Raw genomic sequence first — 25,909 nt, forward strand, 5'->3', positions numbered from 1 at the left:
GGCCTGATTCCCAGTCAGAGTGGGTTGTCTTTGCGGCTGTTGGGCCGTTCCGACGCTCAAACTCTAGCGGATTTCCCGGGCGACTCATAATCGAGTCAATCGAAATGAATTTCGGCATGCCGAAATTCGTCCCGGCTGGGAGATCGTGCTGAGTAGAGGTGCCGCATCAGCGGCGGGAGTGGCTGTCGCAGAACCGTTCCGGCCCCGTGACAACTCGGAGAACACTACGGATACGGCGGGTGCGTGTCAACCCCGCCCCGGTGGCCTCTTCGGGCGTCGCCTCCAGAGGCCTGCCAGGCGTCTCAGTCCAGGTCGGTGAGCCGGCCGCCCGCGTCCGGCTGGGTGTGTTCGACCCTGCGGAGGAGGCGGATCAGCATGTCGCCGAGGCCGCCGCGCTCCTCGCTCGTCAGGTCCTGGAGGAGCTTCTCCTCGAAGTCCGTCGCCATGCGCATCGCCTCGAGCCACTTCGAGCGGCCCTCGTCGGTGAGCTCCACGATCACCCGTACGCGGTTGTTCTCGTCGCGGTCTCGGGTGACGAGACCCTCGCCGGCCATCCGGTCGATGCGGTGGGTCATGGCGGCGGGGGTCAGGCCGAGGCGCTTGGCCAGCTCCCCGGGGCCCAGGCGATAGGGGGCGCCGGCCAGGACGAGGGTCTTGAGGACCTCCCACTCGGCGTTGCTGATGCCGAGGTCGGCGAGCTGGCGGCCGTACGCCACGTTCATGCGCCGGTTCAGCCGGCCCAGGGCGGAGACCACCTTCTCGACCTGGGGGTCGAGCTCGCGGAACTCGCGCTGATAGGCCGCGATCTGTTCGTCGAGGCTCGGCTCCTGCAGGGGCTGCGGGCCGGGCTGCTCGGGGTTGTCGGACATGCGGGGAGTATCCCACGGGTCCTCGTTGGCATTGAAGTCCTTCCATGTGTATTGTTAAGGATCTAATTTTACTGTTGAAGTCTTCACGGTTGATGCCTACAGAGCTGAACCGTCGATCGAAGTGGGTGAGTGTGACCAAGGCGATGGGTGCAGCGATGCGCCGGATCCAGGCAGGCAGCGCGCTGAGCGCGTTCGGACTCGGCTTCACCGTTCCGTACCTCTATGTGTATGTCGCTCAGGTGCGGGACCTGGGTGCTTCCACGGCGGGCATCGTGCTCGCCGTCTTCGCCATGGCCGCGCTCGTGGTGCTGCCCTTCAGCGGGCGGGCCATCGACCGGCGCGGTCCGGTCCCCGTCCTTCTGGTCGCCGCCGTCCTCGCGTCCCTCGGCGCTCTGGGCATGGGGCTCTCGGAGAGCGTGCCCGCCGCCGTCGGCTCGGCTGCGCTGCTCGGTGCCGGTACCGCCGTGATGCAGCCGGCCCTCGCGACGATGATCGTCTGGTGCTCGGACCCGGCCACCCGTACGCGTTCCTTCGCCATGCAGTTCTTCCTGCAGAACCTCGGACTCGGCGTCGGTGGTCTGATCGGCGGCCAGCTCGTCGACGCGAGCCGGCCGGACAGCTTCCTTCTTCTCTTCTCCATCGAAGCCGTGATGTTCCTGGTGCTCGCCGGGATCGTGCTGACCGTGCGGATGCCGGGCTCCCCCGCCCTGCAGGGCACCCGCCCCGCCGGCAAGGGCGGCGGCGTCCGGGCGCTGCTCGGGCACAAGGCCATGGTCCAGCTCTGCGTCCTCGGCTTCGTGCTGTTCTTCGCCTGCTACGGGCAGTTCGAGTCGGGTCTCGCGGCGTACGGCACCGAGGCCGCAGGCATCCAGCCGTCGACGCTCGGGATCGCGCTGGCCGCCAACACGGCCGTCATCGTCGTCGCGCAGTTCGTGGTGCTGCGGTTCGTCGAGCGTCGTCGCCGCTCGCGGGTGATCGCGGCCGTCGGTCTGATCTGGGCCGTGGCGTGGGTGATCGCCGGGTACGCGGGGCTCGGGCACGGCAGCCAGGCGATGGCGACCGCGGCCTTCATCTCCACGTACGCCCTCTTCGGGCTCGGTGAGGCGATGCTGTCGCCGACCGTGGCGCCGCTGGTGGCCGACCTGGCTCCGGAGTCGATGGTCGGGCAGTACAACTCGGCGTTCGCTCTGGTCAAGCAGCTCGCGCTGGCCGTCGGGCCGGCCGTGGGCGGGCCCATGGGGGCCTCGCTGCACGGGCCGTACATCGTGACCTTCGTGCTCTTCTCGCTCGGGATCACGTACCTGGCGCTGCGGCTCGGCAGGCAGCTCACGCCGGTGCAGGACCAGCCGTCCCTGGCCACGAAGACCTCCCGGGTCGTGGCCCAGCACCTGCCGGAGAAGGAGAGCGTCTCCGCCTGACCCGTCAGTCGGGCAGGGCGAACTCGCACCAGACCGCTTTGCCGCCTCCGGGCGTACGGCGGCTTCCCCAGGACGAGGCGATCGTCGCGATGATCGAGATTCCGCGACCCGCCTCGTCCTCCGTTTCCGCCTTGCGGCGGCGCGGCAGATGGTCGTCGCCGTCCGTGACCTCGATGATCAGACGCCGGTCGGTACGGCGCAGCCGCAGCCGCATCGGCGGGGTCCCGTGCTTGAGGGAGTTCGCCACCAGTTCGCTGGTGGCGAGGACGCCGAGGTCGCGCAGTTCGACCGGGAAGCGCCAGCTGGAGAGGACGCCCGACGCGAAGGCACGCGCGCGTGGGGCGGCCTCCACTCCGCCGAGGAGCTCCAGGGCCGCGTTGTGGAAGAGCTCGGCGTCCGCTCCCTTTCGTGCGGGGTGCTGGACCACCAGGACCGCCACGTCGTCGTCGTGCTCCGCGGTGACGCCGAGCGAACGCAGCAGACGGTCGCAGACGACCTGCGGGGTGCCGAGCGCGCCGGACAGGGCGCGCTCCAGTGCGGCGACGCCTTCGTCGATGTCCTCGCGGCGGCGTTCGACCAGGCCGTCCGTATAGAGGACGGCGGTGGAACCGGGGGGCAGGGCGATCGTGCCGGAGGTGTGCAGCCAGCCGCCGGTACCGAGCGGCGGGCCGGTGGGGTCCTCGGCGCGGCGGACCGTGCCGTCCTCGTCCCTGACGAGGATCGGGAGGTGGCCGGCGGAGGCGTAGACGAGCTTGCCCTCGTTCGGGTCATGGACCGCGTAGACGCAGGTGGCGATCTGGCTGGCGTCGATCTCGGCGGCGAGGCCGTCGAGCAGCTGGAGCACTTCGTGCGGGGGCAGGTCGAGCCGGGCGTAGGCGCGGACGGCGGTGCGGAGCTGTCCCATGACGGCGGCGGCGCGCACGCCGCGGCCCATCACGTCGCCGATGACGAGTGCGGTGCGTCCCGCGCCGAGGGTGATGACGTCGTACCAGTCGCCGCCGACCGCCGCGTCCGTGCCGCCGGGCTGGTACGTGGCGGCGATCCGCAGGTCGTCGGGCTGTTCCAGCTCCTGCGGGAGCAGGGAGCGCTGGAGGGTGACGGCGGTTTCGCGGTGGCGGCGCTCGCTGGCCCGCAGCCGCTCGGCGGCTTCGGCGTGGTCGGTGACGTCGGCGGCGTGCACGAGGACGGCGCCGCCGTCGAAGCGCGGGGAGTCCACGGGCAGGCAGGTGACGGTGTACGAGCCGCCGTCCTGGGTCTTGCGGGACTTGACCGTGCGCGGCTTCCCGCTGCGCAGGACCTGGTCCATCAGCGGCAGCAGTCCCAACTCGTGGGCCTCGGGGCAGACGTCGGCGACGGTGGCCCCGGTGGGGCGGGGTCCGAAGGCGGCGGCGTACGCGTCGTTCACATAGGCGATGCGGTGCTCGGAGCCGTGCACGAGCGCGACGAGGCCGGGGAGTCGGCCGATGATCTCCCGTACGGAGAAGTCCTCCAGGGCGGGGACTTCGTCGGGGAGGGGCTCAGGCTGCTGCTCGTACTCCCCGCGGGCCGCGGGCACGGAGCCCTCGGTCCCCCGCGCCGCCGTGCGGCGCTGCGTGCCGGGGAGTCGGGCGCTCCAACGGGTGAAGTTCACGGATCTGTATGCCTCGTGGTGTCGTTGGCCGTGCTGAGTCACTCTGTGCAGGTGTGAGCCCACCTATGGTCACACGTCCAGTGTGACCGACCGCACTGACATCGGTGTCAGTCGGGCTTCGGGCCGTTCTTGGGCGGCGGGGGCGCGGCGGCGAGTTCGAACTCGGCGCGCGGGTGTTCCAGCGAGCCGAGCGAGACGATCTCCCGCTTGAACAGGCCGGACAGGGTCCATTCGGCCAGGACACGGGCCTTCCGGTTGAAGGTGGGGACGCGGCTGAGGTGGTAGGCGCGGTGCATGAACCAGGCCGGGTAGCCCTTGAGTTTGCGACCGTAGACGTGCGCCACCCCCTTGTGAAGGCCGAGGGAGGCGACGGAGCCCGCGTATTTGTGGGCGTACTCCTTGAGCGGCTGTCCGCGGAGGGAGGCGGCGATGTTCTCGGCGAGCACCTTGGTTTGGCGCAGGGCGTGCTGCGCGTTCGGCGCGCACTCGGTGCCCGGCTCCTCCGCGGTGATGTCGGGGACGGCGGCCGCGTCGCCGGCCGCCCAGGCGTGTTCGACGCCGTCGACGGTCAGTTGTGCCGTGCAGGTGAGCCGGCCGCGGCCGTTGAGCGGTAGGTCGGTGGCGGCGAGGACCGGTGCGGGTTTGACGCCGGCGGTCCAGACGACCGTACGGGTCGGGAGGCGTGTGCCGTCGCTGAGGACGGCGATCCGGTCCTCGCAGGACTCGAGGCGGGTCTCGAGACGTACGTCGATGTTGCGGCCCCGCAGCTCGCGGATCGCGTACTTGCCCATCTTCTCGCCGACCTCGGGCAGGATCCGGTCGGACGCCTCGACCAGGACCCATTTCAGGTCCTCGGGCTTGACGTTGTGGTAGTACCGCGCGGTGTAGCGGGCCATGTCCTCCAGCTCGGCGAGGGCCTCCACGCCCGCGTAGCCGCCTCCGACGAAGACGAAGGTGAGGGCGGCGTCGCGCAGGCCCGGGTCGCGGGTGGAGGAGGCGATGTCCATCTGTTCGATGACGTGGTTGCGCAGTCCGATGGCCTCCTCGACGGTCTTGAAGCCGATGGCGTAGTCGGCGAGGCCGGGGACGGGGAGGGTGCGGGAGATCGAGCCGGGCGCGATGACCAGTTCGTCGTAGGTGAGCCGGATGTTCCCCGTTCCTTCCTCCTCGGTGGCGAGGGTGGAGAGGGTCGCGGTCCGCTTGGCGTGGTCGACGGCGTGGACCTCGCCGATGACGATCCGGCACTTGTCGAGGACGCGGCGGAGCGGGACGACGACATGGCGCGGGGAGATCGAGCCGGCGGCCGCTTCGGGGAGGAAGGGCTGGTACGTCATGTACGGCTCGGGCGTGACCACGACGATCTCGGCCGCACCGCTTCTGAGCTCGGCCTTGAGCTGCCGCTGGAGGCGCAGCGCGGTGTACATCCCGACGTAGCCACCGCCGACAACGAGAATGCGCACAGGTTCGGTCACTGTCCCATGACGCAACGCCGTTCGGGGTTTGTCCACAGGCCCGGCAAATTGTGTGACCGGTGGGGCGTGGAGGCGTGGGGTGGCGCGTGAGGTGTGTGCGGCGGGAAGTACGCAGGTCAGGGTGGGCGTGTGGGGTGCGTCGGGGGGTCATAATCGGGAGAGTTCAGGCCCTTGCTCCGATCGGGGGGCGCACCGTACGGAACTCCCCCTTCTGAATTGACCTCGACTCAACTATGTTCGTACCTCGTCGGGGTATCGGATCGCTGCGCGTAGACCAGTGCGTGGGACGGTCCGGTCGATCCCGTGTCAGGGCGGGGAGTCTCCGGGGGGAGACATCATGAGCGGGGGAACGCTTATGCACATGCAGGATTCACGTTGGCAGGCCGTCGTCGGCACGACGGACGGCTCGGTCAACGGACGGACGGGAGCGTCGGCGCACGTCGGCCGCTCGGCTCCGCTGCGCGTGGACGCGCAGCGGAATCTGGAGCACGTCCTGCGCGCTGCGCGCGAGGTCTTCGGCGAACTCGGTTACGGGGCACCGATGGAGGACGTGGCCCGTAGGGCCCGGGTCGGTGTCGGCACGGTCTACCGCCGCTTCCCGAGCAAGGACGTCCTGGTGCGCCGGATCGCCGAGGAGGAGACCTCCCGGCTGACGGACCAGGCCCGTGCGGCTCTCGGTCAGGAGGAAGAGCCCTGGTCGGCGCTCTCCCGTTTCCTGCGCACGTCGGTCGCCTCGGGCGCCGGAAGGCTGCTGCCACCGCACATCCTGCGGGTGGGTGTGGACGCGGACGACCTGGTGCTGCCGGCGCGGTCGGCGGAGGACGAGAGGCGCGTACCGCACCAGCGGGGTTTCGGCGACCAGGCCGAGCAGCGAGTCGTCGGACCGCGGGCGGTGCCCGAGTCCGAGCAGGACGACGCGGGAGCCGCGGAGCTCCTGGAGGTCGTCGGGCGGCTGGTCGACCGGGCCCGTGAGGCGGGCGAGCTGCGGACCGACGTGACCGTGGCGGACGTCCTGCTCGTCATAGCCACGGCGGCGCCCGCGCTGCCGGACGCGGCGCAGCAGGCGGCGGCCTCGGCCCGGCTCCTGGACATCCTCCTGGAGGGTCTGCGCTCGCGGTAGCGGGTGACGGCCGGGCCTGCGGTAGCGGGTGACGGCCGGGCCTGCGGCAGCGGGTGACGGCCGGGGCGTCGGATGGTCCGGGCGGACCGTTGAGCATTCCACGAACGGATGAACGGTTACGCCCGGATATAGCAAGTCGCCCCGGACGAGTGGTAAGTGGACGGGAGGGTTCGACCCGCCTGCGCTCTGTGGCACGCTGTGCCCGTGTTCGAGTCTGAGCGTGCGTACGGGGGCTTCCGCGATGAGCGGTGACGGTCGGGACGAACCGCTGGGCAACGGCGGTGCCACGGAGACCGGGGGCCTGCCTTCCCGGCAGGTGCCGAGCCAGGGCGGGCCAGGAGGCTCCTCCGGTGCGCCCACGGGCAGGCCGGCCGCCTCGCAGGGGCTCGCCGTTCCGGGGCCCGCCGATCCGAGCGTGCCCACGCAGCGTGAACGACGGCTCGGACCGGTCGGCGAAGGTGCCGGCGAGCCCGACTCCGTACTGCCGCCGCCCGTCGAACTGCCGCCGTCCGACGCCGATCTCATCCAGCTGATGCGGGACGGCGACGACAGCGCGTACGAAGAGCTGTTCCGCCGCCACTCCGAGGCCGTACGGCGCTACGCCGGGACGTGCTGCCGCGACGCGCACACCGCCGACGACCTGACGGCGGAGGTGTTCGCCCGGACACTCCAGGCCGTACGGGGCGGGGCGGGGCCCGAGCAGGCCGTGCGTGCCTACCTCCTGACCACGGTCCGCCGGGTGGCCGCGAACTGGACGCGGACACAGAAGCGGGAGCATCTGGTCGACGACTTCGCGGTGTTCGCGGCGCAGGCCGCTCGCGGCTCCGAGGTCTCCGACCAGAACGCGTCCTTCAGAGCGGGCCTCGATCTCGGCGCCGACGTCCATGCCATGCACGAGGCCGAGCAGTCCCTGGCCATGCAGGCGTTCCGCTCGCTGCCCGAGCGGTGGCAGGCCGTGCTGTGGCACACCACCGTCGAGGAGGAGTCGCCGAGCGAGGTCGCGCCGCTGTTCGGCCTGACCGCCAACGCCACCGCCGTGCTCGCCAGTCGGGCCCGCGAGGGCCTCAAGCAGGCGTACCTCCAGGCCCATGTCAGCCAGTCCCTCACCGCCGGCGGGGACTGCTCCCGCTACGCCGACCGGCTCGGCGCCTATGCGCGCGGCGGGCTGCGGATGCGGGCCGAGCGGGGGCTGCGCAAGCACCTGGAGGAGTGCGTCAAGTGCCGGCTCGCCGCCGGTGAACTGGCCCACGTCAACGCCGGGATCCCCGCGCTGCTGCCGGTCGCCGTCATCGGCTGGTTCGCCGCCGGGTACTCGCTCAAGGCCGCGGGCATCGTGGCCGGTGGTGTGGCGGGCGCGGCGGGTGCCGGTGCGGCCGCCGCCGCGACGGGGGCCGGTTCGTCGAGCACGGCCGGGGCGTCCTCCGCCGCCGTGGCCGAGGGGCTCGGCGCTCCCGCGAAGGCCGGCATCGCTGCGGCCGTGGCGGTTGCTGCGACCGCCGGTCTGGTGTGGGCGCTGTCCGGGGATCCGCAGCCGGTCGCGCAGCCCGTGCCGTCGCCGCCGGCCGTCGTGCCCGTCGTACCCCCGGAGCCGACCCCGCCGCCGAAGCCGACGCCCAAGCCCACTCCGCCGCCGGCGCCGCCCGTACAGGCCCCGGAGCCGACACCGACGCCCACGCCGCCCCCTCCGCCGCCCAAGCCCAGCCCCACGCCCACGCCGAGGCCGACCCCGCCGGCCCCCGCGCCGAAGCCGAAGCCCAGCCCGCCGAAGCCGACCCCGCCGCCCGCTCCGCCCGCCGTGTACCAGGTCAACCGGCTGGACTACGGGATCTTCGGTGACGGCACCGAGCCGGAGGTACGGCTCGGGGACAGCACCTGGATGTGGCAGCGCGACGGTCTGGCGATCGACGGCACGCGGTACGCGCACGGGGTGAGCGTGCACGCGCCGTCCTCCGTCACGATCGATCTCAACCGCCGGTGCACCGGCTATGACGCGGTCGTCGGCATCGACGACCTGAGCGCGCCCCTCAGGGCCGGCGGCATCCGCTTCTCCGTCTACGGCGACGACGAACGGCTCTGGCGCTCGGACGTGCTCCGGCCGGGCGACCCGGCGGTCCCGGTCCATGTGGGCATCGCGGGCCGCAGGACGATCCGTCTGGTCGTGGAGGAGCACACGCCGTTCGGACGGGCCGCGGTGGCGGACTGGGCGCAGTCGCAGATCAGCTGCGCCTGAGCCGGGGCGGCGGGTCGCCCAGCCCGGGCGGCGGGTCGCCCGTGGCCCTCACGCCGGAAGCGACCGCGTCGACGGCACCAGCGGGCCCACCACCGCCCGTTGCCGCGGAGGGGCCGCCGTGCCCGTCCAGCAGGTGCCGCGGCGGGCGAGGAGGCGGTGGAGCCAGAGCTCGGTGGAGACGAGGTCGGCCAGGCCGTCCAGGGGGACCGGTTCGCCCTCGGAGGCCGCGCGGAGGGCCTTGCGGACCACGCGGGCCTCGATCAGGCCCGCGTCGGCGAGGAGCGGGGCCGAGAAAAGGGCCATGAGGTCGGGGAGCGCGGCGCGCAGGCCCGCGCGGACGGCCGAGGCCGGGACCGCGGGGTTCGGCGTGCCCCAGCCCGGCGGGAGGTCGTGGATGCCCGCCCCCGCGAGGACGGTGCGCAGGACGGCCGCCCGGGCGCCCGGCTGGACGCGCAGGGATTCGGGGAGGTCGCGGCAGGCCCGTACGACCTGGTTGTCGAGGAAGGGCGCGTGCAGTCGCTGGCTGCGGATCTCCGCCGCCTGTTCCAGGACCCGGTGGTCGGCCGCCGCCCGGGCGAGCGCCGCACGCGCGCGTGCCTCCCCCGGTCGCTGCACCGATGTCGGCAGGGTCGCGGCCCGGTTCAGGCGAACCGATACTTCAGCCAGTGCCTCACCGGTGAGCCAGCGTGCCGCGGGGCCGGGACGGGACCAGGTCAGGGCGGAGAGGGACGCCTCCAGGGGACCGAAGGCCCCCTGCCCCGGGCGGTTGGCCTCCAGGAGCCGTGTCGCCGCCACCTCCAGGCCCGAGCGGTAGGGGGTACGGGCGAGCCGACGCGCCGCCCGGTAGACCGTCAGCGGCACCAGCAGTGAACCCGCCGACGGGCCGGTGGCCTTGGCGAGTGCCGTCACCGGGCGCACCAGCGACCTGCGCCGCCGGTCCATCAGCAGATCGGCGAGGCGCGCCGGGTGCGCGTCCAGGACCTGACGGGCCCCCAGGCCCGTGAAGTGGTCCGCGCTGCCGCCCGCGAGGCGCCGCCGGTGCCGGTCGGCGAAGACGAGCGAGGGGCCCGGCTCGTCGGTCAGCGGACCGTCCAGCTCCGCGTAGGGCAGCGCCTCCTCGCCGGCCGCCACGACCACATGGTGCAGCCGCGGGTTCTCCGCAATCGCCCGGGCCCGCTCCAGCTCGTCCTCCCGGCCCGGAGCGCCGTCCGGGCCTCCCTGGGCGGTGAGGTCGTTGAAGGTGACGGCGAGCAGCCGCTCCCCCGCGCCCGTGCCGTGACCGAGGATCGTCCCGGGCACGCCCGGGAGGCCGGCCGCCAGCAGCGCGAGCGTGCCCGAAGCGCTGCCCCCGGAGAGGTCCGCTCCGATCCCGGGTGCGGGGCCGCCGCCCCGGGCCGCCCGCCGCTCGGCGGGCCCCATGCCGGGGACGGGCCCGGGGTCCGGAAGCGGGAAGTCCGGCGCGTGCCGGGGAGCGGTGAGCCGGGCCCGTACGGCGTCGACCAGCGCGTCCCGTACGCCCTCCACCGCCCGGCGCGGCTCGACCTCGGCGGCGGCGACCGCGAGCGAGGCCACCGCCTCGTAGCCGGTGATCTCGCGCGAACCCTCGCGCAGGATCAGCGCGTGCCCGGGCGGCACCCGCTTCACCCCTTCGTACGGTGTGGAGTCGCGCAGCGCCTCCGGGGTCTCGGGGCACGCGAGGAGCGCGGCCAGATGCCCGATGTCGAGCTGGGCCTCGATGAGGTCCGCGAGGGGCAGGGCGGCGGTGGCGTACGCCGTGCCGTTGGCCCACGGGGTGTGGAACACCGGCCGGGCGCCCGCCAGATCGCCCGTGACGGTGATCCGGCGGCCGACCTTCACGACCGCCGTGTAGCTGCCGGCCCATGCGGTGAGATGGCGCAGCGCGCCCCCGCGTGCGGTGAGGAGCCCGACCCTCAGCTCCTCGTCGCTCGCGGCGCAACACCCCAGTACGGCGAGGCGGGTGTGTGCGTCGATGCTGATCAGCCGGACCTCGTCGGGGCGCCAGTCGCCGACCGCCCAGAGGGGATCGGGGTCACCCCACAGGAGCTGTGCGCCCACCGGCTGGACCGTGCGCCCCTCGGAGGCCGCACCCCCCACGGCGCCGGCCGTACCCGTCGGACCGAAGCTCGCGGCGACACTGCTCCAGCCCACCAGCCATCGCATCGGCGCCTCCACGTCAGTTCAGTGGAGGAACATGCTGCCACGACAACGGCGCACAGGAGGGGCTCCGGGGTCGCGCGCGCAAAGGTGAATGCGCCCCTGGCATGGGACAGTTGCGGCCGCTTCGGCCACCGTCGTCATTCGGCCATTCTCAGCAGCGCCAGGAGTAGCCGTCTGTCCGGGAAGTGTCCGGCAGTCCGGGAGGCGCTGTCCGCCTCCCGGAGCCGTCCGCCGCCCGCGGGGAGCGGGGCGGCGGTATCCCCCAGCCCACCGGTCCACAGCCGGGTGGGCCGACCCACGCAGCACTCATGGAAGCGCTCCCGCTCCGACCGGGCGAGAGCGCACGGCCGGGCGCACGGCCACACAACCGGAGCACGCGCCCGGAGCCGCCCCACGGGCGCCACCCCGCGTTCCACGCGCCGACGTCACTACGCCATCCGTCCCCCATCCGTCTGTTCACACAACAATCCCGCCATACGGAACTCCGCCCCTTAACGGTAGGGATGCGGCGAACTACGCTGTGTTTACGAATGCCGCACGCCTATGCCCGGCGTCGTGGCGGCCGTCTTGGGTGTCGAGGGGTGGCGTCATGTCCAGGGAGCAACGCGGGCCGAACGAAAAGCTCGGCACGGTTCTCGCCCTCGCGGGAATCAGCAACGCCGGCCTCGCCCGGCGCGTCAACGACCTCGGGGCACAACGGGGACTGACTCTTCGGTACGACAAGACCTCGGTGGCCCGGTGGGTGTCGAAGGGCATGGTGCCGCAGGGCGCCGCGCCGCATCTGATCGCGGCCGCGATCGGCCAGAAGCTCGGCCGGCCGGTGCCGCTGCACGAGATCGGCCTCGCCGACGCCGACCCGGCGCCCGAGGTGGGTCTCGCCTTCCCGCGCGACGTGGGTGAGGCGGTCCGCTCGGCCACCGAGCTGTACCGTCTCGACCTCGCGGGCCGACGGGCCGGCGGCGGCGGGATCTGGCAGTCGCTCGCGGGATCCTTCGCGGTCAGCGCCTATGCGACCCCCGCCTCCCGGTGGCTGATAACGCCCGCCGACGCGTCCGTCGAGCGGCTGCTCGAACCCGCCGAAGGCCTGGTGCCCGAAGGACCCGAGACCGGCCCCCACGCGCGCGTGGGGCACAGCGACGTCGCCAAGCTCCGCGAGGCGGCCGAGGACGCGCGCCGCTGGGACTCCAAGTACGGGGGCGGCGACTGGCGTTCCTCGATGGTCCCGGAGTGCTTACGGGTCGATGCCGCCCCGCTGCTGCTCGGCTCGTACTCGGACGAGGTCGGGCGGGCCCTGTTCGGCGCGACGGCCGAGCTGACCCGGCTGGCCGGCTGGATGGCCTTCGACACCGGCCAGCAGGAGGCCGCCCAGCGCTACTACATCCAGGCGCTGCGGCTGGCGCGCGCCGCGGCCGACGTGCCGCTCGGCGGATACGTCCTCGCGTCCATGTCCCTCCAGGCCACCTACCGGGGCTTCGCCGACGAGGGCGTGGACCTGGCCCAAGCCGCCCTGGAGCGCAACCGGGGGCTCGCCACCGCCCGCACCATGTCCTTCTTCCGGCTCGTAGAGGCCAGGGCGCACGCCAAGGCCGGCGACGGGCCGGCGGCCGCGGCCGCGCTCAAGGCGGCAGAGGGCTGGCTGGAGCGCTCACGGGAGGGCGACGCCGACCCGTCGTGGCTGGGCTTCTACTCGTACGACCGGTTCTGCGCGGACGCCGCCGAGTGCTACCGGGACCTGAAGGCCCCGCGCCAGGTGCGCCGCTTCACCGAGCAGGCGCTGTCCCGGCCGACGGAGGAGTTCGTCCGCTCGCACGGACTGCGGCTCGTGGTGTCGGCGGTGGCCGAGCTGGAGTCGGGCAATCTGGACGCGGCGTGCGCGGCGGGCACGCGCGCGGTGGAAGTGGCGGGCCGTATCTCGTCCGCCCGCACCACCGAGTACGTACGGGATCTTCTGCACCGCCTGGAGCCGTACGGGGACGAGCCGAGGGTCATCGAGCTGAGGGAGCGGGCCCGTCCACTGCTGATGACTCCGGCGTGACGCGTGTCCCACCGGGTTTAACGGGATTGTCAGTGGGTCAGTGCACTATCGGGGTGGGAGGTGGTGCAGGTGTCGGTGTCCGCACGGTCCGTACGCGACGTGGACTGCGACGTGCTCGTCGTCGGCGGCGGGATCGTCGGTCTGTCGACGGCGTACGCGCTGACCCGCTCCGCGCCCGGTACCCGCGTGACGGTCCTGGAGAAGGAGCACGGCCCGGCCCGCCACCAGACGGGGCGGAACAGCGGCGTGATCCACAGCGGGATCTACTACCGCCCGGGGTCCCTGAAGGCACGGTTCGCGGTCGCGGGGGCGGCCGAGATGGTCAAGTTCTGCGCGGAGTACGGCCTGCCGTACGAGGTCACGGGCAAGCTGATCGTCGCGACCGGGCGCGACGAGCTGCCCCGGCTGCACGCGCTCGTGCAGCGCGGCCGGGAGAACGGCATCCCGGTGCGCGAGCTGGGCCCCGCGCAGATCAGCGAGTACGAGCCGCGGGTGCGGGGGCTCGCCGCGATCCATGTCGGCACGACCGGGATCTGCGACTACGGAGCGGTGGCGGCGCAGCTCGCCGAGTCCTCCGGGGCGCGGATCCTGTACGGCTCCGAGGTCACCGCGATCGACCGCCGGCCCTGGGGCGTCGCCGTCCGTACGGCCGCCGGGGCGGTGGTGCGGGGGCGGGTCCTGGTGAACTGCGCGGGGTTGCACTGCGACCGGGTGGCCCGGCTCGCGGGCGACGAGCCGGGGATGCGGATCGTCCCCTTCCGCGGGGAGTACTTCGAGCTGGCGGACCCCTCGCTGGTGCGCGGCCTGGTCTACCCGGTGCCTGACCCGGCCTTCCCCTTCCTCGGGGTCCATCTGACGCGGGGCGTCGACGGCGGTGTGCACGTGGGGCCGAACGCGGTGCCGGCGCTGGCTCGCGAGGGGTACGGCTGGTCCACCGTCCGGCCCGGCGAATTGGCGGGGACGCTGGCGTGGCCCGGATCGTGGCAGATCGCACGGGAGCACTGGCGGTACGGAGCGGGTGAGCTGCGCCGGTCGCTGTCGAAGCGGGCCTTCACGGAGGCGGTGCGCAGGCTGCTGCCGGTGGTGGAGGAAACGGATCTGCGGCGGGCGCAGGCGGGGGTGCGGGCGCAGGCGGTGCTGCGGGACGGCACGCTGCTGGACGACTTCCTGATCCGCGAGGCCCCGCGGACGATCCACGTGCTGAACGCCCCGAGCCCGGCGGCGACGGCGTCCCTCCCGATCGGCCGGGAGATCGCCACGAGGGCACTGTCCTTTATGTAGTCCTCGCCACAGCGGAGCGGGGTGAGCGCGCCCGTAGAATTGGGGGCATTGTGTCTGAGTCTCGAGAAACCGCCACCCGCCCCGCCGCCGAGCCCGTCGTCTTCCAGCGGGGCAGCCAGAGGTTCGCCGCCGGGGAAGGGCCCCTGCCCGATCCCGCCGGTTCGCACCACGAACGGCGCATCCGCAGCTTCCAGCCCCGCCGCAGCCGCGTCACCGCGGGGCAGGCCGAGGCAATGCTCAAGCGGTGGCCCGACTGGGGTCTCGACATCGACGGCAAGCGGATCCTCGATCTGAAGGAGATGTTCGGCGGCCTCCCCGTCGTCCTGGAGATCGGCTTCGGCATGGGCGAGGCCACGGCCGAGATGGCCGCCGCCGACCCCGGCACCGGCATCCTCGCCGTGGACGTCCACACCCCCGGTCAGGGCAACCTCCTCGGTCTCGCCGACCGCAACGGGCTCGAGAACGTCCGCGTCGCCAACGGAGACGCGATCATCCTGCTGCGCGAGATGCTCGGCACCGACGCCCTCGACGGCTGCCGCGTCTACTTCCCGGACCCGTGGCCCAAGAAGCGCCACCACAAGCGGCGCCTGATCCAGCCCGAGTTCCTCACGCTGCTCGCGACGCGGATGAAGCCCGGCGCCGTCCTGCACTGCGCCACCGACTGGGAGGAGTACGCCGAGCAGATGCTCGAGGTCCTCTCCGCCCACCCCGACTTCGAGAACACGCAGGCCGACGGCGGCTACGCACCCCGCCCCGCCTTCCGTCCCCTCACCCGCTTCGAGGGGCAGGGCCTCGACAAGGGCCACCTCGTGCACGACCTGCTCTTCGCCAGGAAGTAGGACGTCGAGGGCGGAACTCCCTCGCGGGGTGTCAGTCCCTGTCGTTAGGGTCGATCACGTGTCGAACCACGTGCCCGTCCCTGCCCGGGACACCGAGGAGCCCGACTTCACGGCTGTCCCGGACCGCGCCCAGTGGCGTTACCGGCCCCGCCGAGCGTTCTGGCGCAGCAAGGTGGTCCGGGCGGTCGCCGTGGTCACGCTGCTCACGCTCTGCGCGCTGGTGATCCTCGCGATCGTGCGGGACCAGACCGGCACCGAGGGGTTCCTCGTCGGCCTCGGCCTGGCCGTCCTGCCCGTCCCTCTGCTGGTCGCCGCATTCCGCTGGCTCGACCGCGTCGAACCCGGCCCGTGGCGGAACCTGATCTTCGCGTTCTGCTGGGGCGCCTTCGCCGCCGCGCTCGTCTCGATCATCGCCAACTCCTTCGCGGTCCGCTGGATAGCCACCGCCACGGCCGACCCCGCGTCCGCCGACACCCTCGGCGCCACGGTCGTGGCACCGGTGGTCGAGGAGAGCGCCAAGGCCGCCGCCGTACTGCTGATCTTCCTGCTGCGCCGCCGCGAGTTCACCGGTCTCGTCGACGGCGTCGTGATCGCCGGCCTCACCGCAAGCGGCTTCGCCTTCACCGAGAACATCCTCTATCTCGGCCGGGCCTTCGGCGAGGACCAGGAGATCGGCACGACCGGCATCGGCTCGATGACCGCGGGCACCTTCTTCGCACGGATCGTGATGTCGCCGTTCGCGCATCCGCTCTTCACCGTGCTCACCGGCCTCGGCTTCGGCTTCGCCGCCCTCGCCGCCCGGCGCCAGCGCGTGCGGCGCGTCCTGCTGCCGGTCGCCGGTCTCGTCCTCTCGATGGGCGTGCACGCCCTGTGGAACAGCTCGGCGACCGTCCTCGGACCGTGGGGCTTCATCGTCGTGTACGGCATCTTCATGGTGCCCGCGTTCGGTCTGCTGACCTGGCTGGCGATATGGAGCAGGCAGCGGGAGCTGCGCACGATATCCGGGCAGCTCCCGGCGTACGCGGCGGCCGGCTGGCTCTCCCCCGCCGAGCCGCTCGCGCTCTCCTCGATGCGGGCCCGCTCCCTCGCCCGCGACTTCGCCCGCCGCACGTACGGCCCGGCGGCCGCCGTAGCGGTCGGGGAGTACGAGGCGTTCGCGACGACCCTCGCCTTCCTGCGCCACCGCGCCCAGCGCGGCGCGGGCGCACCTGACTTCCTCGCCCGTGAGCAGGAGCTGCTCCACCACCTCTGGCAGCGCAAGGCGGTCGCATCCCCCGCCCTGACCTACGCCGCGCGGGCGACGGGCCAGGTCTGGGCGCCGCCCCAGTACCTCGACTACGGCGGCTACAACCCGTACCGGAGCTAGATCGCGGGGCGCCTCCGGGTCGGTCGGCCGCATGTCGGGCGCGGCCGGACGCCGACGGCACCGCGGATGATGCGGTGTTCCGGCACCCCTGACGTCGGGGGTAGCGCCAGGACCGCCTGAATCGTGGGGGTGCCGCAGAACCGCCGGAGTCGTGGGGAGCGCAACGAGGGACGCGCCCCCGCGCGAAGAGCGTGGGGGCGCGTCGAAGACTCGGCGGCCTCAGCGGCCTGGGATTCCCGGCCGGATCAGACCGACAGGCCCTTGTCCCGCAGCCAGGCGGCCGGGTCGATGCCGTCGCCGCCCGCGGTGTGGACCTCCAGGTGCAGGTGCGGCCCGGTCACGTTGCCGGTCGCGCCGACACGGCCGATCGTCTCGCCCGTGCCCACCGACTGGCCCACGCTCACCGTCATCGAGGACAGGTGCGCGTACCAGACCTCCGAGCCGTCCTCCAGCTCGAGGACGATCCGGTAGCCGTACGAGCCCGACCAGCCCGCCGACTTGATGGTGCCGCCGTGGACCGCCTTGACCGGGGTGCCGGTGGGCGCCGCGAAGTCGAGGCCCGTGTGGTAGCCGGAGGACCACATGGAGCCGGACTGGCCGTAGGTGGAGGTGAGGGTGTACGAGGACGTGGGCAGGGAGTAGCTCGCGGCGAGCTTGGCCAGCCGCTCCGCCTCGGCCTTGGCCGCTGCCTCCGCCTCCGCCTTCTTCTTCGCCTCGGCGGCGGCCTTCTCGGCCGCGGAGGCCTTCGCCGCCGCCTCGGCCGCTGCCTTCTCGGCGGCCTGCTTCTCCGCCTCGGCCTTCTCGGCCGCGTCGGCGGAGGCCTGCTGCTGCTCGGCCTGCTGGAGGATGCGGGCGCGCAGCGCCTCGCCGGCGTCGGCGGTGGACTCGGACGCGGAACCGCCGCCGGTCTTCTCGGCGCTGTCGGCCGAGAGGGTGAGGGAGGCGGTGAGCGGCTGCGGGTTGTTCGTCCCGGAACCCGTACCGTCGGCGCCGTCCTCGTCGGAGATGAGCTCGCCGACGCCCGGCAGTTCGGAGGCGTCCGGGAGGTTCAGGTCCGGGAGCGATATGGAGACCGGGGGCTTGTCCTTGGCGGTGGCCATGCCACCCGCGCCGACGGCCGCGATGACACCGACGCCGAGGACGGTGGAGGAGCGGGCGAAGGCGGAGCGCTGCTTCACGACCCGGTGGCGGCCACCGGAGCGGGCCTGCTGGCGAAGGGAGTCCTCGGTGGGGTTCCACTCCCCCCACGTCGTGGTGTCGTCCGTACCGGCGGCGCCCGGCGCACCGAACGCTTGGAACCCGTCGAAGGTGTCTTCGGGGGCAGGGGTGTTGGACGCCACGGAGGCGTACTCCTTTCCTTCCTTCTCGCCTACCGGGTTAGCTGACGGGTTCGGAGCAGGAAGGTCTCCTACGAGCGGTGTCGCACGGATGCGACGGTGCCCGATTCACCCCAAGTGGTGGTTCCCCGGTTCCTTTTCAGGATTCGGCGCGTGCGCACGGTGCCGTCTCTTGCGACGGCTGGGACGACCGCGCTGCGTTATCGAACGTTAATAGACAGGAGGGCCGGATTCCAAGCTGTTCCGAGTGATCATTCAAGGGATTGAGGCAGTACAGCCCGATTTGACCCCGCTTCAGTTAACCCCTGCCTGAAAGAGTTGGAACTGACAGTGTGTCAGTTGTTATCGCAGCGGTACCTCTCCACTACGCATGGTCACGGCACCACCGGCATCGTCCGCCGCCGCTCCGGCTGCCCGGTCGCCGGACGGCTCACGGCGAGCAGCGCCATGTCGTCCGTGGAGCCGCCGCCCGTGTAGCGACGGACGTCGTCGACGAGCGCGTCCAGCAGCTCCTCGGGACCCGGGAAGATCCGGCCGGCGAGCCGCTCGGCCGGATCGTAGAAGGTGCCCTCGGCGTCGCGCGCCTCGGACAGCCCGTCGGTGTAGAAGAGCAGCGTCGCGCCGGGCGGGTACGGGCTCTCGTCCGCCCGGTCCGGCCAGGCGGCCAACTCGCCCATGCCGAGCGGCAGCGCCGGCTCGCTCGGCGCCAGAAGCTCCAGGCCCCCGTCCGCGTGCAGCAGCAGCGGCTCGGGGTGACCGCGGTTCACCACCCGTACGTGTCCGTCCACGCGCGGGATCTCGGCCAGGACGGCCGTGGTGAACCCCTCGAAGGCGTCGAGGCTGGAGCGCCGCGTGCCCTCCCGGGCCAGCGCCCGCTCCAGCCGCTGCGCGACGCCCTCGAGGGTCGCCTCCTGCTCGGCCGCCTCCCGGAAGGCCCCGATCACGATGGCGACCGCCTCGACCGCGTCCAGCCCCTTGCCCCGTACGTCACCGACCACGAGCCGCACCCCGTACGGAGTGTCCTGGACGGCGAACAGATCGCCGCCGATGAACGCGTCCGCCTGCGCGGCCTCGTAACGAGCCGCCACCTGAAGGCCGCCGATCCGCTCGGCCGGCGTCGGCAGGACCGCCTTCTGGGCGGCCGCCGCGATCACCCGGGCCGAGGCGAGCCGCTCGCCGCTGCGCAGGACGACCCGGTTGATGAGCAGGGCGAGGGCGGCGACGGTGGCGACGGTGAACGTCTCGGTGAGGGAGGGAACTTCGGTGGCCGTGTGGTTGTAGAGGTGCAGACCGACGCCGGCCAGGATCGCGGCGATGCCGGTGAGCAGGGTCGTGAGCATCGAGAAGAACGGGGCCGCGATGAGCGGAGCGGCCGAGAACATCGGGGCCGCCGTGTACGAGGGCGGGGTGGAGAGGTCGAAGACGACACCGCCGAGGATGACGAGTGGGGGCAGGGCCCGGATGAACCGCCGGGCCTGCTCGGCTCGCGGCCGCGGACGCCCGTTCACGTCGCCGCCCGCGCCTCGCTGCCCCTGCCCCACCTGTGCTCTCCTGCCCGGTCCGTACACGGCGACGGACGGTACCGCGCCCACCCCAGGGTGGCGGGAGCCGCGCCGCGCGGCGACCCCCGCTCGGCCGAGTGGGTGACACCTCCTCAGCCGCTCACCCCTACGCCCCCGCCCTTCACCTCCGCGCGCCCCCGGCCCTTACCCCCGAGCGCCCGGGACCGCGTCCGCGCTCAGCCGTCCGCCGCGCCCCAGGGCCCCCACCGCGCACGCGCACGCCAACCCGACCCCGCACAGCACCAGCCACGGCGTCGCCGACCACCCGGTCACATCGAGCAGCGCGCCCGTCCCCAGGTTCCCGAGCGTGATCCCGATCCCGCAGACGGTGTTGTAGAGCCCGTAGTGCGTGGCCACCCACCGCCCGCCCGAGAGCGCGACGACCGTGTCCATCTCGTACGGGTACAGCACCGCGTTCGCGACCGCCAGGGCCGCCGCGCACAGCAGCAGCCCCCCGAGCCCGGGCACGGCCACCGGCGGCAGGAAAGCCGCGCCCATCAGCACGAGGCCGAGGACCAGACACCGCTCACGGCTCAGCCGGCGCGCGCACCAGGCCGTGATCCGCAGCTGGCCGGCCAGCGCGACGAGCGCGGAGACGACGAAGAGCGCGGTCGTCGCCGCCGTGCCGTCCGCCGCGAGCGGCAGCGCCAGATAGACCTGGAAGGACAGGACGTACGAGCCGGTCATCGCCAGCGAGAAGAGCCAGAAGGTGCGGTTGGTCAGCACCGTACGGAACTGGCCCCGCTCCTCGACCGCCTCCGCCGGCTTCCCCCGTACCGGAAGGTGCCGCAGCTGCACCAGCGTCAGTACGGCGAACAGCACCGCCGCCACCACGCACGTCAGCCGGAACGACACCCCCGTCAGCGCCACCCCCACCAGCGGCCCGAGCAGGATCCCGGCCTGGTAGTACGTGTTGAACAGCGCGAACGCCTCCACGCGTCGCTCCCCCGCCTCCGCCGCGAGATACGCCCGCACGGCCGGGTTGAACAGCGCCCCCGCCAGGCCCGTCGCCACCGAGGCGGCGACCAGCACCGGCAGCGACTGGGCGAAGGCGAGCGCCCCGAAGCCGGCCGTCCGCAGCGCGCAGCCCGCGACGATCAGCGGCTTGAAGCCGAGCCGGTCGGCGAGCGCCCCGCCGACCAGGAACATGCCCTGCTGGGAGAGGTTCCGTACGCCGAGGACGAGTCCGACGGCCCAGGCCGCCATCCCGAGGCCGTCGGCGAGATGAGCGGCGAGGTACGGCATCAGCATGTAGAAGCCGAGGTTGATCGTCAGCTGGTTGAGGAAGAGCAGCCGTACCGCGGGCTCGAACGTACGGCTCTGGCGCCAGATCCCGCCCTTGGCGGGGGCCGAGGCCTCGGTGCTCATCGGACCCGCTCCAGGACCCGGCGGGTCCAGCCGTCGACCCGGACGTCACCCTCGTACGCCGCCGGCTCCTCGCGCGTCGGGGCGTCGAGCAGCCCGTACGCCGCGCAGAACTCGTCGCTGAAGACCGTGTCGAAGTAGCGCTGGGGCCCGTCGGGGAAGACGGCCGCGATCCGTGTCCCGCGCGGGCGGGTGCGGGCCAGCCATCCGGCGACGAGCGCGACCGCGCCCACGCTCCAGCCGCCGGTGGCGAACTGACGCGACGCCAGGCGCCGGGCCGCCCGGACCGCGTCGGCCGGACCGACCCAGTGGATCTCGTCGAAGGCGGCGTGGTCGACGTTGCCGGGATGGATGGAGGAGCCGAGCCCGCGCATCAGGCGCTCACCGGCCGGGAGGCCGAAGACGGTGGAGTGGACGCTGTCCACGCCGACCAGCTCCAGGGCGGGGCTGGACGTGGCGCGCAGCGCGCGGGAGATGCCCGCGGAGTGCCCGCCCGTCCCCACCGCGCAGACCAGGACGTCGATCCGGTCGAGCTGCGTGGAGAGCTCCGCCGCGAGCCCGCCGTACGCCTCGGGGTTGTCGGGGTTGCCGTACTGGTTCGGCCACCACGCCCCGTCGAGGGCCGCGAGCAGCTCCGCCACCCGGTCCATCCGCGCCTGCTGCCAGCCGCCCCGCGGGCTCGGCTCAGGAACGACATGGACGGTGGCGCCGTGGGCGACGAGCATCCGCTCGACGATCGGCTCGAGACCGGGGTCGGTGACGACATGGACGGGGTGGCCGTGCAGCACGCCGGCCAGCGCGAGGCCGAGGCCGAGGGTGCCGGAGGTCGACTCGACGACGGGCGCGCCGGGCCGCAGCTCTCCGCGACGGCGGGCCTGTTCGACCATGTGGAGGGCGGCGCGGTCCTTGATACCGCCGAAGTTGAAGCCTTCGAGCTTGGCCCAGTAGCCGTCGTCCATCCACAGCACGGGGGTGTTGCCGACGGTCTGCGCGGCGACGGAGAGAGGACTTCCGGGCAGCAGGTTGTTCATCAGGAGTACGTCCTTGAGTGGGTACGCCGAAAGGGAGCCTGGTCGTGTCGTGCGACCCGGCTCAGTTCCGGTCCACTCCGAGGGTGATCAGCAGCCGGCCCGGCTCGGGGCCGGGTCCCGCCCGGTCACGGACGCAGCGCGCCCGCGGATCGGCGGGGAAGACCTCGTCGTCGGCGAGGAGTACGGCTCCGCCCGCATCGGACGCAGCGGGCTGCGGGACCGTCTGGGCGGGCAGATGGATGTCGAAGGACCACGTCTCCCCGGGGCGCTCGCAGCCGTGCGGCAGGGCGGGGGCGGTGACGGTGGTCGTGTCGTCCGGGGCGGCGAGCGGATGATGCCCCTGCGTCCCGTGGCAGACGCTCACCAGCAGGGCGAGGAGCGCGAGCAGGACGAGGACGGCGGGCGCCCGCCGTCGTACGTCGATCACTGTCTCGTCACGCATGGTGCGCGTGACACTACGGCGTGGCGGTGCACAGCCGCAAAGAGGCGTGCCCGGTTTTGGACACCGTTTACTTCGGGCGCGACGCCCTTACAGGTTCCGCTCCGCGTAGACCTTCATCGCGTCGCGGACGAGGAGAACGGTGCCCTCGCCGTGCTTGTCGTAGTTCCGGCCGAAGCGCGGGTCGTCGACGTACATCTGGCCGAGGCCGATCACGTACTCCTTCGTCGGCGTCGTGGTCGTCGACAGCCACGCGACCTGGCGCCGTGCGATCGCCTGGACCTCGTCGCTGTCGGCGGCGAGGCCGTCCCGCGCCGCCCGCCCGAAGTCGCGGGCGATGCCGGCCTGCTCGTCCATGAACGCCTGCTTCTGCTCGGCGCTGAGCGAGCGCCACCAGCGGTCGCCCTTCTCGTACGCGTCGCGGCCCCAGCGCTCGGTGACCTCCGCCTCGTACTGCGTGTGATCGAATCCGTCGAACACTTCTTCCGCCATGAGTTCCTCTCCGTTCTCCGTCTTGTGGAGAGTGGTCCGCACCGCCTCGATCTGCCGCCCGATCCGCTCCCGCTCCTGTTCGAGGAGGAGCAGATGGGTGCGCAGAGCCGCGGGCGTGTCCCGCTGACCCTCCAGGACCTCGGCGATGGCGGGCAGCGAGAGCCCGAGCTCGCGCAGCAGCAGGATGCGCTGCAGCCGCACGAGCGCCGCCTGGTCGTAGTACCGGTAACCGTTGGCGCCGATCCGGCTCGGCTCCAGCAGTCCGCGCTCTCCGTAGTGCCGGAGAGTGCGGCTGGTGGTGCCGGCCTTCTTGGCGATCTCCTGGATCGACCACTCCATGGGGAAAACGCTAAATCTTGACGTTGCGTAAAGGTCAAGCGTGAGGGGTGGCAACACGACGAAGGCCCGGATCCAGTGAATGGATCCGGGCCTTCGTTTGCTACTGAGTAGCGGGGACAGGATTTGAACCTGCGACCTCTGGGTTATGAGCCCAGCGAGCTACCGAGCTGCTCCACCCCGCGTCGGTGAATATGACCTTACGGCATGGTGGGCCGATCCCCTAATCGGTTTTCCCGGCACGGCCTCAGCAGCCGCAGTCCTCGGCGTCGACCGGGGCCGTCAGCGGGTCCGCGTCCTTCTTCTCGGGGCCCTCCCACGTCTCGTACGGGAAGCCCTCGCGGACCCAGTACTCGAAGCCACCGAGCATCTCCTTGACCTGGTAGCCCAGTTGGGCCAGGGCGAGCGCGGCGCGCGTGGCGCCGTTGCAGCCGGGACCCCAGCAGTAGGTGACCACCGGCACGGACCTGTCGAGCAGCTGCTCGGCCTGCTCCGCGATCAGCGCGGTCGGCAGGTGGATCGCGCCGGGGACGTGACCCTGGTCCCAGGACGCGGTGGAGCGGGAGTCGATCACCACGAAGCCGGGGTCGCCGTCGGCGGCGAGGGCGCTCGCGACATCGGAGACGTCGGCATGGAAGGCAAGGCCGGCGGAGAAGTAGGCGGCCGCGTCCCGGGGAGAGGCGGGCGGGGTACGAAGTACGGCGTTGACCTGCGCGGTTGTCGTCATGCATGAAAATCTACGGTCGAAGATCACGACGCTGAAGTGGCAATTCCCGGTACGGAGACCGATCCGCCGGGGAATTCGGGGCGTTCGCCGGGGGACGACAGGGGATCTCACGCAGCGGACGTCTCGAGGGTGCGGACCGGTCACGTTTCGCGGGCGCCGTCCGTCATCTCGGTGACGGGCATCGACGAGGGAGACACCGATGGACGAGAAGGACCTCCTGGCCGAGCGCTTCCAGGCCGACCGCACCCATCTGAAGGCGGTCGCGTACCGGATGCTGGGGTCGCTGAGCGAGGCCGAGGACGCCGTCCAGGAGGCATGGCTCAAGCTCAGCCGCTCCGACATCAGCGAGGTGCGGAACCTCAGCGGCTGGCTGACGACGGTCGTCGGACGGGTCTGCCTCGACTTGCTGCGCTCACGGTCCTCCCGCCGCGAGGACCCGCTGGAGTACTACGTCCCCGATCCGCTGGTCCGGGGCGCGGAGGGCACCACCCGCGACCCCGAGGAGGAGGCGCTGCTCACCGACTCGGTGGGGCTCGCGCTGCTCGTGGTCCTGGAGACGCTGGGTCCTGCCGAGCGCCTCGCCTTCGTCCTGCACGACATGTTCGCGGTCTCCTTCGACGAGATCGCCCCGATCGTGGACCGCACCCCGGCGGCGACGCGCCAGCTCGCCAGCCGGGCCCGCCGCCGCGTCCAGAGCGCGGCACCGGCCCCGGCGCCCGACCTCACCCGGCAGCGCCAGGTCGTCGACGCCTTCATGGCGGCCTCCCAGGGCGGTGACTTCGAGGGCCTGCTCGCGGTCCTCGACCCGGACGTGGTCCTGCGCGCGGACGGCGGCAAGGTCCTCGCGGCGGCCTCGCGGCTGATCCGCGGCGCCGAGGCGGTCGTCAACCAGGCGCTCACCTTCGCCCGCTTCCGCCGTGCGTACCGCAAGGTGCTGGTCAACGGCGCCCCGGGCATCGTCTCCTACGTGGACGGCCAGAGGGCCGGGCTGATGTCCTTCACGGTCGTGGACGAGCGCATCGTGGAGATCCAGATCATCGTCGACCCGGAGCGCCTGGCGACGCTGGGGCTGCCGGGCCTGGAGGACTGAGAGCGGACAGGTGTGACCCACCGCACACCATGCACCGATGAGTTCACCCTTCGAGGTCGGTCATATACGCGACTACTCCGAAACGAGGAAGGCGCGTCATGACCCACACGCTCAGCACTCCGCACCAGTCCGTGGTCGTTCCGCGTCCGGCGGCGAGGGCCGTGTCGGTCGGCGGCATGGTGGCGGGCCCGCTGTTCCTCGGTGCGGGTGTGGTCCAGGGGCTCTCGCGCGAGGGCTTCGACTTCACCCGCAACGCGATCAGCCAGCTCGCGCTCGGGGACCTGGGGTGGATCCAGACGGTGAACTTCCTGCTCGTCGGCGCCCTGCTGATCGGTGGGGCGCTCGGGCTGCGCCAGGCGCTGCGAAGAGAGCCGGGCCGGACCTGGGCCCCGGTCCTGGTGGGCGTGTTCGGGGTCTCGTTCCTGGCCGCGGCGGCCTTGCCGGCCGACGCCGGGGCCGGCTTCCCGGTCGGCGCCCCCGAGGGGGTTCCCACGATGAGCGCGCACGGCGCGGCCCACATGTTCGCCGGGATGATCGGCTACCTCGCCCTGTGCGCGGCGTTCCTCGTCCTGGCCCGCCCGCTCGCCGCCCGCGGCCACCGCGGCTGGGCCCTGGCCTCCCGCCTCGCACCCGTGGCCGTCCTCGCCGGCTTCGCGGGCTCCGCCGCCTCCGTCCTGGCCTTCACCACCGGCGCGGGCCTCGGCCTCCTGTGGCTGACCGCGGTGACGGCCCGTCTGACCACGGGGGCACGAACCGAATAGCCGGACCGCGGGGCTCCGGCCATCCTCGACACGACCAAGACCGCCGACTGACGAAACGGGTATCCGAATGACCGACGCCGTGAAGGGCCCTGCCTCCTACTTCCCCTCGATCGAGAAGAAGTACGGCCGCGCGATCTCCGAGTGGAAGACCCTCATCCGCTCCTCCCCGCTGACCAAGCACATGGAGCTCGTCTCCTGGCTCAAGTCCGAACACGGCCTGGGCCACGGTCATGCCAACGCCCTCGTCGCCCACACTCTGGCCGAGGACAGCGGCAAGTAGCCACACCCGGCGAACGCCGAAGCGCCCCGCCCGGTCGGAACCGGGCGGGGC

Annotated in this window: 21 protein-coding genes, 1 tRNA gene and 1 riboswitch; of the genes, 10 read left to right on the forward strand and 12 right to left on the reverse strand. The window is 72.4% G+C overall.

From position 1 onward, the window contains the following. Window positions 1–302: 302 nt before the first annotated feature. Window positions 303–869, reverse strand: coding sequence for a MarR family winged helix-turn-helix transcriptional regulator (locus tag ACFC0D_RS32915; protein ID WP_376444049.1), 567 nt, complete (start codon window positions 867–869; stop codon window positions 303–305). Window positions 870–1,012: 143 nt separating this feature from the next. Between ACFC0D_RS32915 and ACFC0D_RS32920 the strand changes: the two genes are divergently transcribed. Continuing rightward, on the forward strand, window positions 1,013–2,287 hold the full coding sequence (locus ACFC0D_RS32920; RefSeq protein ID WP_376444095.1) for an MFS transporter: 1,275 nt from the start codon (window positions 1,013–1,015) through the stop codon (window positions 2,285–2,287). A gap of 4 nt (window positions 2,288–2,291) precedes the next feature. On the opposite strand, the gene ACFC0D_RS32925 is transcribed toward ACFC0D_RS32920, so the two are convergent. Both ACFC0D_RS32925 and ACFC0D_RS32930 read right to left on the reverse strand, forming a co-directional pair. Then, a complete protein-coding gene (locus ACFC0D_RS32925; protein WP_376444051.1) occupies window positions 2,292–3,917 on the reverse strand; it encodes a SpoIIE family protein phosphatase in 1,626 nt (541 codons plus the stop codon). 107 nt (window positions 3,918–4,024) lie between these two features. Continuing rightward, entirely contained in the window at window positions 4,025–5,425 is a 1,401-nt protein-coding gene (locus ACFC0D_RS32930; protein WP_376444054.1) for an NAD(P)/FAD-dependent oxidoreductase, read from the reverse strand. Between the two features lie 319 nt (window positions 5,426–5,744). Between ACFC0D_RS32930 and ACFC0D_RS32935 the strand changes: the two genes are divergently transcribed. Continuing rightward, window positions 5,745–6,509 (forward strand): TetR/AcrR family transcriptional regulator, encoded by a 765-nt coding sequence (locus ACFC0D_RS32935; protein WP_376444098.1) that lies wholly within the window; start codon window positions 5,745–5,747, stop codon window positions 6,507–6,509. Between the two features lie 241 nt (window positions 6,510–6,750). Next, entirely contained in the window at window positions 6,751–8,739 is a 1,989-nt protein-coding gene (locus ACFC0D_RS32940; RefSeq protein WP_376444056.1) for a sigma-70 family RNA polymerase sigma factor, read from the forward strand. A 48-nt stretch (window positions 8,740–8,787) separates the two neighbouring features. Here the strand turns inward: ACFC0D_RS32940 and ACFC0D_RS32945 are convergent, their stop codons facing one another. Then, a complete protein-coding gene (locus tag ACFC0D_RS32945; protein WP_376444058.1) occupies window positions 8,788–10,920 on the reverse strand; it encodes an asparagine synthase-related protein in 2,133 nt (710 codons plus the stop codon). A 586-nt stretch (window positions 10,921–11,506) separates the two neighbouring features. On the opposite strand from ACFC0D_RS32945, the gene ACFC0D_RS32950 reads away from it, so the two are divergent. The 4 genes from ACFC0D_RS32950 (at window position 11,507) to ACFC0D_RS32965 (ending at window position 16,438) form a co-directional block, all read left to right on the forward strand. After that, window positions 11,507–12,952, forward strand: a complete 1,446-nt coding sequence (locus tag ACFC0D_RS32950) for an MFS transporter (protein WP_376444061.1) — start codon at window positions 11,507–11,509, stop codon at window positions 12,950–12,952. Between the two features lie 69 nt (window positions 12,953–13,021). Next, window positions 13,022–14,233 carry an L-2-hydroxyglutarate oxidase gene (gene lhgO / locus ACFC0D_RS32955; RefSeq protein WP_376444064.1) on the forward strand — a complete coding sequence of 404 codons (1,212 nt, stop codon included), beginning with the start codon at window positions 13,022–13,024 and terminating at the stop codon, window positions 14,231–14,233. A 47-nt stretch (window positions 14,234–14,280) separates the two neighbouring features. After that, window positions 14,281–15,072, forward strand: a complete 792-nt coding sequence (gene trmB / locus ACFC0D_RS32960) for a tRNA (guanosine(46)-N7)-methyltransferase TrmB (RefSeq protein ID WP_376444101.1) — start codon at window positions 14,281–14,283, stop codon at window positions 15,070–15,072. A 58-nt stretch (window positions 15,073–15,130) separates the two neighbouring features. Continuing rightward, a complete protein-coding gene (locus tag ACFC0D_RS32965; RefSeq protein ID WP_376444066.1) occupies window positions 15,131–16,438 on the forward strand; it encodes a PrsW family intramembrane metalloprotease in 1,308 nt (435 codons plus the stop codon). Window positions 16,439–16,683: 245 nt separating this feature from the next. On the opposite strand, the gene ACFC0D_RS32970 is transcribed toward ACFC0D_RS32965, so the two are convergent. From ACFC0D_RS32970 to ACFC0D_RS33005, 8 genes are all read right to left on the reverse strand, one after another. After that, window positions 16,684–17,778 carry a M23 family metallopeptidase gene (locus ACFC0D_RS32970; protein WP_376444069.1) on the reverse strand — a complete coding sequence of 365 codons (1,095 nt, stop codon included), beginning with the start codon at window positions 17,776–17,778 and terminating at the stop codon, window positions 16,684–16,686. 11 nt (window positions 17,779–17,789) lie between these two features. Next, window positions 17,790–17,937: riboswitch (cyclic di-AMP (ydaO/yuaA leader) on the reverse strand. Between the two features lie 212 nt (window positions 17,938–18,149). Further along, complete coding sequence (locus tag ACFC0D_RS32975) at window positions 18,150–19,367, reverse strand: PP2C family protein-serine/threonine phosphatase (protein ID WP_376444071.1); 1,218 nt, start codon at window positions 19,365–19,367, stop codon at window positions 18,150–18,152. A gap of 114 nt (window positions 19,368–19,481) precedes the next feature. Further along, window positions 19,482–20,705 (reverse strand): MFS transporter, encoded by a 1,224-nt coding sequence (locus ACFC0D_RS32980; protein WP_376444074.1) that lies wholly within the window; start codon window positions 20,703–20,705, stop codon window positions 19,482–19,484. Further along, the gene (locus tag ACFC0D_RS32985; protein WP_376444076.1) at window positions 20,702–21,733 is read right to left on the reverse strand and encodes a PLP-dependent cysteine synthase family protein; all 1,032 of its coding nucleotides are present in this window, start codon (window positions 21,731–21,733) and stop codon (window positions 20,702–20,704) included. The genes ACFC0D_RS32980 and ACFC0D_RS32985 overlap by 4 nt, the downstream gene beginning before the upstream one ends. 61 nt (window positions 21,734–21,794) lie before the next feature. Then, window positions 21,795–22,175, reverse strand: coding sequence for a hypothetical protein (locus ACFC0D_RS32990; protein ID WP_376444079.1), 381 nt, complete (start codon window positions 22,173–22,175; stop codon window positions 21,795–21,797). A gap of 87 nt (window positions 22,176–22,262) precedes the next feature. Beyond that, window positions 22,263–23,003 carry a MerR family transcriptional regulator gene (locus ACFC0D_RS32995; RefSeq protein ID WP_376444082.1) on the reverse strand — a complete coding sequence of 247 codons (741 nt, stop codon included), beginning with the start codon at window positions 23,001–23,003 and terminating at the stop codon, window positions 22,263–22,265. 108 nt (window positions 23,004–23,111) lie between these two features. Then, window positions 23,112–23,185, reverse strand: a tRNA-Met gene (locus ACFC0D_RS33000). Window positions 23,186–23,247: 62 nt separating this feature from the next. After that, entirely contained in the window at window positions 23,248–23,727 is a 480-nt protein-coding gene (locus ACFC0D_RS33005) for a rhodanese-like domain-containing protein (protein ID WP_376444085.1), read from the reverse strand. 199 nt (window positions 23,728–23,926) lie between these two features. Here ACFC0D_RS33005 and sigJ point away from each other — a divergent pair, with 199 nt between their 5' ends. The 3 genes from sigJ (at window position 23,927) to ACFC0D_RS33020 (ending at window position 25,858) form a co-directional block, all read left to right on the forward strand. Further along, window positions 23,927–24,817 (forward strand): RNA polymerase sigma factor SigJ, encoded by an 891-nt coding sequence (gene sigJ / locus ACFC0D_RS33010; RefSeq protein ID WP_376444087.1) that lies wholly within the window; start codon window positions 23,927–23,929, stop codon window positions 24,815–24,817. Window positions 24,818–24,915: 98 nt separating this feature from the next. Beyond that, entirely contained in the window at window positions 24,916–25,578 is a 663-nt protein-coding gene (locus ACFC0D_RS33015) for a DUF998 domain-containing protein (RefSeq protein ID WP_376444090.1), read from the forward strand. 67 nt (window positions 25,579–25,645) lie between these two features. After that, a complete protein-coding gene (locus ACFC0D_RS33020) occupies window positions 25,646–25,858 on the forward strand; it encodes a DUF4287 domain-containing protein (protein WP_376444093.1) in 213 nt (70 codons plus the stop codon). The last annotated feature ends 51 nt before the right edge of the window (window positions 25,859–25,909 follow it).

This window comes from Streptomyces sp. NPDC056222, assembly GCF_042264065.1.
GTDB lineage: Bacteria > Actinomycetota > Actinomycetes > Streptomycetales > Streptomycetaceae > Streptomyces.

What these genes read in the sequence shown, in the direction of transcription:
- ACFC0D_RS32990 (WP_376444079.1), bottom strand. Translation starts at nt 22,175, where the DNA reads ATGCGTGACGAGACAGTGATCGACGTACGACGGCGGGCGCCCGCCGTC.
- ACFC0D_RS32945 (WP_376444058.1), bottom strand. Translation starts at nt 10,920, where the DNA reads ATGCGATGGCTGGTGGGCTGGAGCAGTGTCGCCGCGAGCTTCGGTCCG.
- ACFC0D_RS32950 (WP_376444061.1), top strand. Translation starts at nt 11,507, where the DNA reads ATGTCCAGGGAGCAACGCGGGCCGAACGAAAAGCTCGGCACGGTTCTC.
- ACFC0D_RS32995 (WP_376444082.1), bottom strand. Translation starts at nt 23,003, where the DNA reads ATGGAGTGGTCGATCCAGGAGATCGCCAAGAAGGCCGGCACCACCAGC.
- sigJ (WP_376444087.1), top strand. Translation starts at nt 23,927, where the DNA reads ATGGACGAGAAGGACCTCCTGGCCGAGCGCTTCCAGGCCGACCGCACC.
- ACFC0D_RS32920 (WP_376444095.1), top strand. Translation starts at nt 1,013, where the DNA reads ATGGGTGCAGCGATGCGCCGGATCCAGGCAGGCAGCGCGCTGAGCGCG.
- ACFC0D_RS33020 (WP_376444093.1), top strand. Translation starts at nt 25,646, where the DNA reads ATGACCGACGCCGTGAAGGGCCCTGCCTCCTACTTCCCCTCGATCGAG.
- ACFC0D_RS32980 (WP_376444074.1), bottom strand. Translation starts at nt 20,705, where the DNA reads ATGAGCACCGAGGCCTCGGCCCCCGCCAAGGGCGGGATCTGGCGCCAG.
- ACFC0D_RS32915 (WP_376444049.1), bottom strand. Translation starts at nt 869, where the DNA reads ATGTCCGACAACCCCGAGCAGCCCGGCCCGCAGCCCCTGCAGGAGCCG.
- ACFC0D_RS32935 (WP_376444098.1), top strand. Translation starts at nt 5,745, where the DNA reads ATGCACATGCAGGATTCACGTTGGCAGGCCGTCGTCGGCACGACGGAC.
- ACFC0D_RS32985 (WP_376444076.1), bottom strand. Translation starts at nt 21,733, where the DNA reads ATGAACAACCTGCTGCCCGGAAGTCCTCTCTCCGTCGCCGCGCAGACC.
- ACFC0D_RS33015 (WP_376444090.1), top strand. Translation starts at nt 24,916, where the DNA reads ATGACCCACACGCTCAGCACTCCGCACCAGTCCGTGGTCGTTCCGCGT.
- ACFC0D_RS32940 (WP_376444056.1), top strand. Translation starts at nt 6,751, where the DNA reads ATGAGCGGTGACGGTCGGGACGAACCGCTGGGCAACGGCGGTGCCACG.
- ACFC0D_RS33005 (WP_376444085.1), bottom strand. Translation starts at nt 23,727, where the DNA reads ATGACGACAACCGCGCAGGTCAACGCCGTACTTCGTACCCCGCCCGCC.